Genomic DNA, 13985 nt, shown 5'->3' with positions numbered 1-13985 from the left:
TTCTACAATAACTTCTTCTGTTCAAGATTTTTTCTAGTTGAGCTTGGTTCAGCTTGACCAAACTGTTCTGCTAGGCGCTGACTCCAGCTTGTGGTCGCACGCACTCCAGCATAGTCGGCCTGTACACAGTCATAAGCCTCAATCACATCAACTGTTTGTTCCTGATATTCTTCCTCAAACACCACTTGATTCAATGGCAATCGAGGTTTGACTTCATGTTCTTCATTTGGCACACCTAGTGCCATCCCAAAGACAGGATAGGTGTAGTCAGGCAGGTTAAAGAGCTCTGCCACTTCTTCTGACTTGTATCGAACCAAACCGATAATGACACCACCATAGCCCAAACTTTCAGCTGCCAGCAGGGCATTTTGACCAGAAAGAGCCGCATCGACTGAACTAATCAAGAGACCTTCTACACCTTGAGGTTGGAATGAATCAGTATGAAGCTGGGCTCCCTTTTCCGCTCGGTTCAAATCTCCGAAATTTGATTGTTTCTGTCATCGACGGTTTACTCCTTCTAAACGAATCTCCTCAGCCAAATAACGGATGCGTTCCATGACCCTTCTAGCTTCCCAGGTTTCGTCATTTCCATGCTTCCCTTTAGCGAAATGCTGCTCCAAATCATCAAAGTTGAAGTTGGATGTGAAAAAGGTCGGTAAATCTTCCTGCATACGGTATTGGAGAATGACCTGCAGGATTTCGTCACGCACCCAAGCTGTTGACTGCTCGGCACCAATGTCATCTAAAATCAGGACTTCAGAAAGCTTAAGCTCATCCACCAAGGTCTTCACATTGCCATCACCGATTGCATTTTTGACATCAATGACAAAGCTAGGATAGTGAAGAAGGGTTGATGAAACTCCACGTTTTTCTGACAGATCATGGGCTAAGGCAGCCACCATGAAACTTTTACCCACACCAAAGTCTCCATATAAGTAAAGACCTTTTCGAATAGTTGGATATTGCTCCACGAAGGCTAATAGCTTTTCAAAAACTGGCAAGCGACCCAAATCATCCAAGTCAACTTGAGCTAAACTAGCTTTCCTGAGACTAGCTGGCAGATTGATTAACTTGAGACGGTTCTTAATAGCCGCTTCTTTTTCCGCTGCAATTAGTTCAGGAGTTTCTTCATAAGAAACGTCCGCATAACCATGATTCATAACCAAAATCGGCTTGTAGCCTTTGGCAATATAATCCGTATCACCACGAAGAAACTTGTCTCTCTCGGTGATGTACTGATTAAACTTGGAGATACTGCGATTCAATTCCTCTGGAGTAAGGGATTCTTGCTGGATAAAGGCCGCAACATCAGGGTCCTTCATGATTTTCTGGACCAAATCTTGATAGTGAAAACGGCTAGGTTGACGCTTGAGTACGTCTCCGACACTTTCCATCTAATCTCCTCCTTTTTCTAATCGAGCTAATAGTTCTTGTTTCTTACGTTCTAGTTCCAGACGAGTTTCCTCGCTGGTTTCATTCTTATAATCTGGATTGCTCCACTTGGGTACATTGGACTTGGCAGGACTAGGGGTACTGCTTTTTTGAGCCTGATTCTTCTGCCCTCGCTCACGAATGCGCAAGACTGCCTCTTCTGCCGAATGTATCTTTTGATAGGCATAGTCATTGGCTACTTTCATGGCATATTTCTCATTGATATTTGCCGAATCTACCTTATTAAAGGTTAACAAGAGAATGATATTAATAACTTCGTCCAGCAAGCCCAAGCCAGCCATCTGTTGCAAGAGTTCCCTTTCTGTTTGGGTAATACTTGCCTTACGAGTTTGCTTGATTTCTGCCAAGAACTGCAGGGCAGTTTTACTTTTTGCTTCCTTGATAATGGTTGCTTCCTTAGGATTAAAGTCAGAGGAAACTGGTTTTTGAGCGATTTTTTCCCGCATTCGTTTGGTTGAAATAACCTGAGAAACAGCTGTTGACTTGGCCAATTGATAAGTTTCAAACCAAGTCCATTTCTTCTCCTCGGCGATGGCAAAGAGGTTCAAGACATCGGACTGCTCATCCGCAAAGCGAAGGCCATCTCGAGCCATAAGCTGACGAAAATGGTCCAAGTCAAAATCGTTGGCCACTTTCTTCTTGAGACCAAGGTCTTCTTGATTTCCTAGTTCTGCCAAGTCTGGAAAGACTTGATTGAGTGAGACAGGTCTTTCTTCTCCCTCAGCACTCTCAACTTTCAAATCCTCCACAGCTGCATCACCAATCTTTTTCTCTAAAAGTCTGCGATAAACAGGATGTTCCAAGAAGTCCTGACTCGAAAGAGGAGCATGGAGAACTAGCTGATAAATGTCCCCCTTTTGATAGAGGGTCAAAAGATTGAAAGCAGATAGGATTTTCAGGGATTTTATCAGTCTATCCATCCCAAAGTTGAGATGGTTGAGAATGCTTGAAAAAAGGTATTCCTTTCTGCCATTATCCCAAAAACTGATGGTATAAAGATAAAGGCTCAGTGCCTCCTGACCGATAATCGGGAGGTAGCACTGTACCAGAGATGAGGTATCTTGCGACACCCGATTATTCTTTAGATAAGAAAAACGGTCAATTGGCTTCATTTATCTTTCCTTTTTCTTTTTAGAGGACTGGGTGATTTGTTGTAGCAAGCTCTCTAACTCACTGACATCCTTAAAACTACGATAGACACTGGCAAAACGTACATAGGTAATCTCATCTAACTCAGCCAACTCCTCCATAACGAGTGACCCAATGTCCTCACTTTGAATTTCATTTTCATTTCGACCACGGAGTTTCTGTTCGATACGATTGACTACCATGTTGATTTCATCACTTGACACAGGACGTTTCTGGGCTGAGCGGATAATCCCATTAAAGATTTTATCTCTGGAGAATTGTTCCCGTGTGCCATCTTTTTTAACAACCACTAAGGTTCTTTCTTCTACTCGTTCGTAGGTTGTAAAACGATGCTGGCATTCGTCGCACTCGCGTCTTCTACGAATGGTATTCCCTTCTTCTGCTTGGCGACTATCGATAACACTTGATTTGGTAGCCCCACATTTTGGACAACGCATCCTTTCCCTCCTTATCGTTTTCTTTTCATTATACCATTTTTTAAACGATTCCCAAAACAATTCTTCTTTTTGCTTGACAAGTTTTTTGTTTTGTTGTATTATTTAATTAAGACAAAAGGATAGGAGAAAGGAGACCAAGATGTCCTGGACATTTGACAACAAAAAACCCATCTATTTACAGATTATGGAGAAAATCAAGCTTCAGATTGTTTCCCATACACTGGAACCCAATCAACAACTTCCAACCGTGCGAGAGCTAGCTAGCGAGGCGGGTGTCAATCCCAACACCATCCAAAGAGCCTTGTCAGACCTCGAACGAGAAGGATTTGTCTACAGCAAGCGAACAACTGGACGATTTGTGACTGAGGATAAGGAGCTAATCGCCCAATCGCGCAAACAATTATCAGAAGAAGAATTGGAACACTTCGTTTCCTCCATGACCCATTTTGGCTATGAAAAAGAAGAACTACCAGGCGTAGTCAGTGATTATATTAAAGGAGTTTAAGCCTATGTCATTACTAGCATTTGAAAATGTATCCAAATCTTATGGAGCAACCCCAGCCCTTGAAAATGTTTCCCTTGACATCCCAGCTGGAAAAATTGTTGGTCTCCTTGGACCAAACGGCTCAGGAAAAACAACCCTGATTAAACTAATCAATGGCCTCTTACAACCAGATCAAGGACGTGTCCTTATCAATGACATGGACCCAAGCCCAGCAACCAAGGCCATCGTAGCTTATTTGCCGGATACGACCTATCTCAATGAGCAAATGAAGGTCAAAGAAGCCCTAACCTACTTCAAGACCTTCTATAAAGATTTCAATCTTGAACGCGCCCATCATCTACTTGCAGATCTAGGAATTGATGAAAATAGTCGCTTAAAGAAATTATCAAAAGGAAACAAGGAAAAGGTCCAACTGATTTTGGTTATGAGCCGTGATGCTCGTCTCTACGTTCTGGACGAACCCATTGGTGGGGTAGACCCAGCAGCCCGTGATTATATCCTCAATACCATTATCAACAACTACTCCCCAACTTCTACCGTTTTGATTTCTACCCACTTGATTTCTGATATCGAGCCAATCTTGGATGAAATTGTCTTCCTAAAAGACGGAAAAGTCGTCCGTCAAGGAAATGTAGATGACATTCGCTATGAGTCTGGTGAATCCATCGACCAGCTCTTCCGTCAGGAATTTAAGGCCTAAGTAAAGGAGATTATTATGTTTTGGAATTTAGTTCGCTACGAATTTAAAAATGTTAACAAGTGGTATTTAGCCCTCTACGCAGCCGTTCTAGCCCTTTCCGTCCCCCTGGGAATGCAAGGACACTACTATAATTATATATCTTTCAAAGATAGCCAACCTTTCCTATTTATCTTTCTGGCTCTCGTCTTTGGTGGCTTGATAATTACACTTGGGATTTCAACTCTTTTCTTGATTATTAAACGCTTCAAAGGAAGTGTCTATGACCGACAAGGCTATCTAACTTTGACCTTGCCAGTTTCTGAACACCATATCATCACAACCAAACTAATCGGTGCCTTTATCTGGTCGTTGATTAGCACTGCTATCCTAGCTCTAAGTGCTGTTATTATTGTGACCATAACGGTTCCAGAATGGATCCCTCTTTCTTATGTGATTACATTTGTAGAAACACATCTCCCTCAGATCTTTCTTACAGGTATATCCTTCCTACTAAATACCATTTCCAGTATCCTCTGCATCTACTTGGCTATTTCCATTGGACAGCTTTTCAATGAATACCGTACAGCACTCGCTGTTGCAGCCTACATTGGTATCCAAATCGTCATTGGATTTATTGAACTTTCCTTCAATCTTAGTTCTAATTTCTATGTCAATTCACTTGTAGGACTTAATGATAATTTCTATATGGGAGCAAGTACATCCATTATCGAGGAACTCATTTTCATAGCTATCTACTACCTCGGAACCTACTATATTTTAAGAAATAAGGTTAATTTGCAATAGTTTCATAATCAAAAAGGATAACATCTCATCGCGGAGAAGCTATCCTTTTTCTTTTATCTCATTGTCTATCTAACTTTATCTTACAGACAAATCCTTCTAACCAATTAAATAACAAAATCTAATTTGAAGGTCTTGTCTAATTTCTCTATTGTGTCACTGTCATTATATTCCTTACATATTCTCATAGCTTTAGAACATTCTTTTTTACCTATCTCTACTCGATTAGTTTTAATATGATAAATACCTCTTAAAAAAAGCAAATAATTCTTTTCAAAATAATATCCTTGTCTGGTCAGTAAATTTTCTAAATCATCTATAAAAAATTGAGCGCTATCTAACAAATTATTTTTTAATAATAATTCTAAATTAAATAAATATAAGGGAATTACTCTATGTGTTCCCATGTCTGTTTTTAAAAAATGTCGTGTTTTCTTGATTACCACTCTATATAGTAAGCTTATGGTCTTAGTATTCATAAAAAACACCGAATTATAGAAAATTTTCAGTTCATACTCCATCCAATTATCTACAGAAAGCAAATACTTTATTAGTTCATTACATTTAGATGCATTGTAAGGAAGGTTTGCAAGGCGATTAATCTGTTGTTCAGCAATCAACTTTATGTGACAATTGCATAAACTTTTTTCCTGCTTTTGTTTTAGTTCTATTTTCTTTATTAGTTCTTGTAACAAAACGATATCTGAAGAGTTCACAGCATGCTCTAGTTCTTCAAAAAAGCATTCTTTTTTGGAATAATAGCAATGAACTAATTCTTCAAATTCCGAAAATGATATTCCAAGACGATTTAACAACATGTAAAAATGATCAATAGATAATTTGGTAATCCCATTTTCGAAACGAGAAATAGTTGATTCACTAATCTTATCACAAGCCAAATCTTTAAGACGAAAATTTTTTGAAATACGAATATCCTTTAAAACTGCGCCAAAATTTTCCATAATATTCCTCTTCCATTTCTGCAAAAAATAAAACCTGGTTTTTTTATTTGTGATATGATTATACAAAAATAAAATAGAAAGGACAATCATATCATGAAAAAAATTTTATTGTAAACAGTTGCTTTACTGAGCCTAGTGTCAACACTACCAGTAAATAGTCCAGTTTATGCTCAAGAATCATCCTCTCAAACAACTTATAGTAAGTCAAGTGGAAGTTGGATAAAGTCTGGTAGCCGTTGGTGGTATAAACATTCTGATGGTTCTTATACTACAAATGGATGGGAACAAATAAATGGCACCTGGTACTATTTTGATAATGAAGGTTGGATGAAGACAGGTTGGATTAAAGAATATGGGAAATGGTATTATCTAGATGATAGTGGTGCCATGAAAACAGGATTACAGACTATCGGTGGAAACGAATATTATCTATCTACTAGTGGTGCTATGCAGACAGGTTGGCACAATATTGGAGATGATACTTATTTCTTTGCTGATAGTGGAGCAAGACAAACGATTAATCGCCGTGCTTTAGTTCTTGGTGAAACATCAACAACCGCTGTACCTATCGCAGATGTTAATGCTATGGAAAAGGTTTTTAGTAACCAAAACTTTAGTAAAGTTGTTCGTTTCCCAGATAAAACTAAGTCCGAGATTATTGCAAAAATGCAAGAGCTTTTCAAATCTTCTAGCGAAAGCGATGTGAACTATCTTTACCTTACTTGTCATGGAGGAGAAGATGGGACGATAGCCATTGGTAGCGATAAAACATCCTTTTCAGGTTGGGAATTAGCATCTATACTGAAACAATATAAAGGTAAGTTTGTGGTTATGCTGGATTGTTGTCACGCTGGGACAATTATTTCTAAAGATAATACAGGTGAAGCCAATGAAGAAGCCTCTACGAAATATTTTGATTTAGATGAATTTGTATCAGGTTTTTCTAATATGAATGGTGACGAAAAAGCAAGTGAGATGATTGACTCTAAATTTTTAGTACTCTGCTCATCAAGTTCGTCAGAATACTCTAGCGGCGGAGCTTTAAGTTTGGCAACTAAATATTGGTCTTTAGGTTCAGGATGGAACCCTGTACAGCAATCTCAAGGTTCTTTAATTGCTGATCAAAATTATAACAATAGAATCACGTTAAACGAATTGTATTCTTACTCACGTGAACAAGTCTTAAAACAAAATCATAAACAACATATTGAAGTTTATCCAGAAAACAGTCAATTTGTTTTATTCCAAAAATAAGGAGTTAAGAAAATGAAAGTATCAAAAAAAATCACACTATTTAGTTTGGCTCTAGCAGGTCTAGCTTTACTAGCTTTCCCTCATTCAGGAAAGGCCTTCGAGCTTGAAGAAGAGTGGGTTATTAAGGGTGATGTTTGGTATCAAGATGGCAAAATTCTTCGATTTAACAATGGCAATGAAGTAGATATCAAAGTCTTAGATTTGCCAAAAACTGAGAAAATCGAGTGGACGGTTAGTCTCAATGGTCAAGATCAGACAGTCAATTTCCTAGGTCAAGAAAAGGACAAGTCTATGGTCGGTACAGAGGGGCGTTATCTGAATTTCTATGTACCTTATGGCTATAGAGGGGATATCAAGGTAGAAGCCAAGAGCGGAAATGAAGTAAAGACCTGGTCCACTAAAGTAGTAGATGATGTATATAATGACGGTGGAAAGAGTGGTTACTTCCGTATTGACGAATCAAATGATCAACACACCTACCTTGATGCAAAATGGGACTATCAAACCAAGACCTACACTGCTACCTTACCAGAGACTGTCAATGGTCAAAAAGTATTTGCTTGGGCAGACGACTATGAAGAATTGAAACTTCAAAAACCAGGAGTTATCAGTCATTCCTACAGGGGGGCAGGAGCCTTCAAAATACTTTATCCGATTGTAAAAGCAGAAAGCTGGCTAAAAAAGAATTACAGTGAAAAGTGGTACTATCAAAAACAAGGACAATTAGTTCAAAATGCTTGGGTTAAGGACAAGGGAACTTGGTACTTTATGAATGATAAAGGAGTCATGTTCAATCAAACTTGGCTCTATCAAGGTGGCGACTGGTATGCCTTTAAATCATCAGGAGCTATGATTGCTAGTGATTGGCTATATGATAATAACTCTTGGTATTACCTAAAAGATTCAGGTGCTATGGCAACAGGTTGGCTTAAAGATGGTGGCTCTTGGTATTACCTAAAAGATTCAGGTGCTATGGCGACTGGTTGGGTAAAAGATGGAGGTCAGTGGTACTATCTTGCTTCAACTGGTAAGATGCTTCACAATACCTACACACCTGATGGTTACTATGTAGATGACAGTGGCGCTTGGAAATAATCAATGTACACATTTTATTCCATCAGCTATTAGTGTACCTGCTCAAACTAAATGTTATCAGAACTACAAGAAAAATCTAGATAATAATACAAAAAGCGAACAAAACAACGAATTCTGTTTTGTTCGCTTTTTGTATTCTATTCGAGAAATTATGGAAAAGAATCTCTCTTACTTATTAGACTTTTATTCAATCTAAATTGAATATTCTATAGAAAATTAAATGCGTTATACCAAACAATGTTTCGTTGTTTTTTATTTCTTTATCATCCACTATAAAATTAGTGAAATACTAATTTTTATGATATACTAGCGATAATAAATAGTTATCATTAGGAGAAAGTTATGGATATTACAATTATTATTCCAATGAAAGATACCGAAGATCAAATAATGAAATGTTTAGATTCTATCAAAATCAATACGCTTTCTAGAGATAGGTATGAAGTCATCATTATTGACGATGCCTCAAAGCAACCTTCAGAATTTTTATCAGAAAAATATGATATTCATTATTTTTATTCTAAGAAAAGTTTAGGAGCAGGGGGAGCCCGAAATTTAGGACTAAGGATGGCTCGTGGGAAATATATATGCTTTATAGATAGTGATGACTGGATTTCCTACGAATATTTAGAAAAAGGTCTAACATATATGGAGCAATGTGCATCTGAAATTGGAATGTTTACTTTAAAACGTGAATACGACGACATAAAAGATATAATCTACAAGTGTAAGTATAATACTTTGCTACAATTAGGATCTGAAGAGAGTATAAAGGTAATGGCGAAAGAATATAACTTTGATGTAAACATAGTTCCATCAACAACTAATAAAATCTACCTACGTCAATTTTTAATTGACAATAATATATTTTTTCCTGAGAATCGTAAATTTGAAGATTTACTATTCAGTATTAAGACGATGCTTGCAGCTTCTAAATTAATTTGTATTCCTGAGGCAACTTACTTTCATTATCGACGTAAGGGATCAATTGTCCAATCTTTTGAACACAAAAATAGCGAAGATATGTTATTCATTTTGAAAGAAATTAAAGTATATTTAGAAAACAATAATTATTTTGAAATTTATAAGAAAAGTTTCTATCTTTTTTGTGAACATTTTATGAACCTAATCATTAGACAAATTAATGAATTTTGTAGTGATGAAAATATTAAAAAAGCTGAAATGACTTTTATTGTTAAAAATTTATTACAGCAAATTAACTTAGATGAGTATCTTGCCTCTATTTCAGCAGAAAAACTTAGAATGCACATTCAACCTTACATCATTGATACAAATATACTATAAACATAAATTGTTCTACATGTTCTATTAAATTAATCCTAATACCAGGAAAGTATTTTGTAAATATATTGTAATTTTTGTATTTAAAAATCACATATGATTCCTAATAAAAATGTGTTAGCAATTCATTGGAAATCATATGGGAAAAATATATTTTATTATTTAAAAATTGAAATGACTACGCTAGAATAGGTATATGGAGTATTCGAACGTAATCACTTTACTTTACTGTATTAATAATTAGACTCCCTTACCATATTGAACGAGGATCAAAATAAAACGTATTATCTTTCAGCTCACCACCTAAATAAAATTCAACATGAGCTGGTGAACAACTTAGTTTAAGATTGTGTAAATTAATATTTTTATAATGATTAGGAAGAGGGAAACTATCAATTAATCTCAATTTGTTTTCAATTTCTAGATATTGATTATTTTGGACTAATTCTAAATAATTAAATATGTTAGCAAAAAATAGTTGTTGACGAGCCCTGTAGGGACGTTTCCCCGAATCGTAGATTTCTTTGATTAAGTTTTTAAGAGTTGTTTGATCATCTAAAATGATAGCTCCAGCTACCAATCCGAGAATATACTTTTTATAGTCGTTAAGGTAGTCCTTTTTTAAGATACTAACTTTCTGTAGGATAATTAAGAATTGTTCTTGCTTAGGATTCTCTAAAAATTTTATAAATAATTTCTCTATTTCTAAAAAATAATTATATTTATCAATTGAAATAGGTTCAATTTGAAATAAAATTTCTTTGGCAAGTATTATATTACTTGAATAAAAGATTCTCGCAAGGCGTTGGGTGTAAATTTTTCCATATTCATCTATTTTTGAATAGTTCATAAATTCTTCTAAGAGCTTACAATCTAGTGCTAAGGTGTTCTCTGTTTTAATCAGAGCCTCCAAAAATTTTTGGTTAGATTTAATCGTCTGAACTTGATCATGATTTACATTACGATAGGATAACAAATTATGGAACTTCTTGCTATGTTTTCGAAATTGTTCTAAGCGATAGTTTTCATAATCACTATTGATTATTTCATAGACTACATTTAATATAATATTTAAAAAAATTTCAGATTCACTATTATATTTTAATTTTTCATCAAGTATATTGAAAAGTTTTAAAAATTCTGCAGATCCACTACTATCTTGCCCAACATTTGCATTAGCCATTGCAAAAAAATAGTGCAGTAAATAATAATCATTTTGAAATCTATAGAACAACCTCATGTAGTTGTCTCCCCCTTTAAATTTGCGAAGGAGATAGTAAATTGAATGATATTCTTGATGAGAAAAATATTGTTGAAGCGTAGCAATTGCTTCTTGACTTTTTTCTCTATTCTTATCTATAAATAAGGAGACAAATATTTCTTGGAGAGGATGATTGAAATTTATATTTTCAGAGATAAATAATTCATTCCCATTGTCTATAATCCAGTTCAAGAACTCCTCTAATAAATTAGAAGAGAATGGTACTAGTTGTTGGTTGATGTCAAAACCTAGAAAATTTTTTTCCAATAAAGATATTGTTGCTTCGCTATATATTTGAATATCATTTGGTGGGAGACTATAGTTCAAGAAAACAGACTTTACTACTTCAAGTTCCTCTTTGCTTAAATCTTCAAAACTTTTAATATTCTCGTTGCTACTGAAATGAATTAATAGTTTAGCGGGTTCGAGTTTTAAGATAGGAAAAGTATTTAAGTCCTGTAATTGTTTTATATTCTTAATGGATTCTTTTAATGGTTCATAGATTGGGTTTATTCCGTCCAGGGATAATACTTCTGATATGTGAATGACATCTTTTGGAAAAGTTAATGGATTTGTTGAAGTAACGACAAAGAAAATATTGTAATCTTCATTATAGCAAGCTTGAATTATATGTTCAAAAAATTCTTTGTATTCGTTTGATAAAAATTGAAAGTTTTCTACAATAACTAATTTAAAGATTTGAGTTTCCTTAAATTGCTGAAAAAAGTCCGTTAGAATGTCTGATTGAAAATATCTAAAAAGTGCTTCGTAATTTTTAGCTTGATACTGTTGTATAAATGATTTTAAGGAACTACTGAGAGGAGTTGGATAATCTTCTTTGATGACCAGATCGTGTAGCAACGGGAACAAAATAAAATGCACTAGCTGAACTAAATTTTCCAAATTGCAGACATCATCCGATGAAAATGATATAAATATTTTGGGGAATTGCTGAATAGTAGGTGATGAAAAATAATTTTTGACTAGATAGCTTTTTCCATATTTATAGGGAGAAATAATTGAAAAAATCTGAGTAGTTTTAGTATGATTCCTAGTTGTTTTACAATTTTCTTCCAATCTTTGTCTGACATTCTCTTGTGATTTTATATAAATAGGTTTCATAACAGTATTTTTTATTAAAGTAAAATGCTTAGGACTAAGAATTGAAATTTTGGTACTATTAGATTTCTTACATAAATCGAAAAAATGATAGATGGAATAACTGTCTTGATTTTTTTCGTAAATAAAAGAATTATTCTGGCTACCATTGGGTGAAGCATCATACCTATCGTCAGGAACTATTTGAAATTCTATTTGAATATGATTTTCACCAGAATTTACCGGAATCTCCTTAAGAGAAGATGTACCAACAATTCTCCAGGGATATTTTCCTATATTGTTAGGTAAAATTTCTATTATGTCATCATTGTAAGAAAAAAATGAAAAGGACAATCGATAGCGTGTATTGTACGACAGGTAGTCTACTGAAAAATTGGGGTTTCGAATGGCATAGGAATTTATCGTGCTCACTTCAACAAATCTAGTTGAAGTAGTTTCAATTTCTGATATATCAATATCTTTTTCTGAGATATTAGAAGAAAAAAATTCTTTGATATATTTGGGATTACGTTTTAACCAACTTTCTAGATTTGTTTTAGTTATAAAATGTACAACCGCTTCGGGAGAAATTTCGGTAATTGCAGTTTTTATATTAATAATATTCTCAGTAGAAATATTCGAATTAGTAACAAAGAAATATTTTTTAACATTTTTTTGTAAGATAGAAGTGACAATAGTCGCATCAAGACGATACCGAGATAGTTTTTCTTTGGAGGTATATTTTGCTTCCATCCACCATCTAATAAATTGGCCATCTTCTATAAAAAAGACGACCTGCGCATCTCTATTTCCATCACGAGTTTCTTTTGTTGGGGACCAATTTCTCTCACTGGGATAAACTTTTTCAACATATTTTAGTGCTAATACTTCAAAAGTTTTATCATTTTTGGGTTTTAGATATTGCCAAATATTCAATTTTATAAATCTCCTAATGATAACTATTTATTATCGCTATACAAAACACCCAAATAAGTTTATAATAGCATGATTATTGACGAAGGAGATTTTCATGGATTATAAACTTATTTCTACTTACTTAGATTATTGCAAAACTCATAAACGTTTGAGTTCTCACACGATTCGAGCTTATAAAAATGATCTTATGCAATTTTATAACTCAAACTATGATAATGTTGAATCCTATATTGAACACTTGACACAATCTAACATAAAAACGAATACACTAAGAAGAAAAATTGCTTGTATGAAGGTGTTTTATAACTATCTAAAATACCAAAACATAATTGAAGAGAATCCCTTCAATCAATTGCGCTTTCAATTTAGAACTGAAAAAATATTACCTAAAACGATTCCGTATGATATTCTGAAAAATATTTTTTCATATTTAGAGCAGAGAGTAGTTATATCTAAAACTGACTATCAAAAACAAAAAGCTGAAAGAAATCTACTTATTATTTCCCTTTTACTTTCAACAGGTATCAGAATTTCTGAACTTTGTCACATTCATCTCAAAGATATTAATCTTTCCAATAAGACACTCCATATTATAGGAAAGGGTAAGAAAGAACGTATCCTATTTTTAGGAGATCAAACAACCTTCAATTTATTAGAAACATATATAAATAAAACAAGAAATGAATCCAATGATTTCCTATTTTCAGGAAAACATTCGCCTAAACCATTGTCAGAGCAAAGTGTACGTTTAATTTTAAAGAGAATCGTTGAACAAAATAACTTATCTAGAACTATTACACCGCATATGTTTAGACATAGCTTTGCGACAATGCTTCTAGATAATGATGTAGATATTCGATACATTCAACAAATTCTTGGACACAGTTCTATATCCGTCACACAAATCTATACTCACGTATCACATTCAAAACAAAAAGAAATACTTAGTTCTTTTAATCCTGTATCAGCGATTCATTCTGATAAAAAATGAACACTCATTAAACACACTTATTTCACATATTTATAATTTTTTTGCTATATACTAATAAGCATT

General features: G+C 34.5%; 12 protein-coding genes and 1 pseudogene. 7 read left to right on the top strand and 6 right to left on the bottom strand.

Annotated features, from left to right (window positions below):
• Window positions 1-2: 2 nt before the first annotated feature.
• From D8787_RS00435 to nrdR, 4 genes and pseudogenes are all read right to left on the bottom strand, one after another.
• Window positions 3-479: pseudogene (locus tag D8787_RS00435) on the bottom strand (nitroreductase family protein); the annotation flags it as partial.
• An 18-nt stretch (window positions 480-497) separates the two neighbouring features.
• A complete protein-coding gene (gene dnaI / locus D8787_RS00430; protein WP_125420049.1) occupies window positions 498-1394 on the bottom strand; it encodes a primosomal protein DnaI in 897 nt (298 codons plus the stop codon).
• Entirely contained in the window at window positions 1395-2564 is a 1170-nt protein-coding gene (locus D8787_RS00425; protein ID WP_125420047.1) for a replication initiation and membrane attachment family protein, read from the bottom strand. It lies immediately after the preceding gene.
• Window positions 2565-3038, bottom strand: coding sequence for a transcriptional regulator NrdR (nrdR, locus tag D8787_RS00420; RefSeq protein ID WP_001203672.1), 474 nt, complete (start codon window positions 3036-3038; stop codon window positions 2565-2567). It abuts the gene before it with no gap.
• A 139-nt stretch (window positions 3039-3177) separates the two neighbouring features.
• Here nrdR and D8787_RS00415 point away from each other — a divergent pair, with 139 nt between their 5' ends.
• Genes D8787_RS00415 through D8787_RS00405 form a run of 3 tightly spaced genes read left to right on the top strand, consistent with a single transcriptional unit; the run spans window position 3178 to window position 5026 of the window.
• Entirely contained in the window at window positions 3178-3543 is a 366-nt protein-coding gene (locus D8787_RS00415; protein WP_000119150.1) for a GntR family transcriptional regulator, read from the top strand.
• A gap of 4 nt (window positions 3544-3547) precedes the next feature.
• On the top strand, window positions 3548-4243 hold the full coding sequence (locus tag D8787_RS00410) for an ABC transporter ATP-binding protein (RefSeq protein WP_004256110.1): 696 nt from the start codon (window positions 3548-3550) through the stop codon (window positions 4241-4243).
• A 15-nt stretch (window positions 4244-4258) separates the two neighbouring features.
• Window positions 4259-5026 carry a hypothetical protein gene (locus D8787_RS00405; protein ID WP_125420045.1) on the top strand — a complete coding sequence of 256 codons (768 nt, stop codon included), beginning with the start codon at window positions 4259-4261 and terminating at the stop codon, window positions 5024-5026.
• Window positions 5027-5130: 104 nt separating this feature from the next.
• Here the strand turns inward: D8787_RS00405 and D8787_RS00400 are convergent, their stop codons facing one another.
• The gene (locus D8787_RS00400; protein WP_125420043.1) at window positions 5131-5985 is read right to left on the bottom strand and encodes a helix-turn-helix domain-containing protein; all 855 of its coding nucleotides are present in this window, start codon (window positions 5983-5985) and stop codon (window positions 5131-5133) included.
• A 126-nt stretch (window positions 5986-6111) separates the two neighbouring features.
• Between D8787_RS00400 and D8787_RS00395 the strand changes: the two genes are divergently transcribed.
• From D8787_RS00395 to D8787_RS00385, 3 genes are all read left to right on the top strand, one after another.
• A complete protein-coding gene (locus D8787_RS00395) occupies window positions 6112-7239 on the top strand; it encodes a caspase family protein (RefSeq protein WP_312023278.1) in 1128 nt (375 codons plus the stop codon).
• A 12-nt stretch (window positions 7240-7251) separates the two neighbouring features.
• Entirely contained in the window at window positions 7252-8334 is a 1083-nt protein-coding gene (locus D8787_RS00390) for an N-acetylmuramoyl-L-alanine amidase family protein (protein ID WP_185776718.1), read from the top strand.
• Between the two features lie 342 nt (window positions 8335-8676).
• Complete coding sequence (locus D8787_RS00385; protein WP_125420041.1) at window positions 8677-9639, top strand: glycosyltransferase family 2 protein; 963 nt, start codon at window positions 8677-8679, stop codon at window positions 9637-9639.
• Between the two features lie 247 nt (window positions 9640-9886).
• Here the strand turns inward: D8787_RS00385 and D8787_RS00380 are convergent, their stop codons facing one another.
• Window positions 9887-12931, bottom strand: a complete 3045-nt coding sequence (locus D8787_RS00380) for a hypothetical protein (protein WP_125420039.1) — start codon at window positions 12929-12931, stop codon at window positions 9887-9889.
• A 94-nt stretch (window positions 12932-13025) separates the two neighbouring features.
• On the opposite strand from D8787_RS00380, the gene D8787_RS00375 reads away from it, so the two are divergent.
• The gene (locus tag D8787_RS00375) at window positions 13026-13922 is read left to right on the top strand and encodes a tyrosine-type recombinase/integrase (RefSeq protein WP_125420037.1); all 897 of its coding nucleotides are present in this window, start codon (window positions 13026-13028) and stop codon (window positions 13920-13922) included.
• The last annotated feature ends 63 nt before the right edge of the window (window positions 13923-13985 follow it).

The organism is Streptococcus mitis (genome assembly GCF_003944325.1).
In the GTDB taxonomy this organism is placed as follows: domain Bacteria; phylum Bacillota; class Bacilli; order Lactobacillales; family Streptococcaceae; genus Streptococcus; species Streptococcus mitis_CW.
The sequence above is the reverse complement of the archived record's forward strand: the minus strand, read 5'-3'. Positions and strand labels throughout refer to the sequence as shown.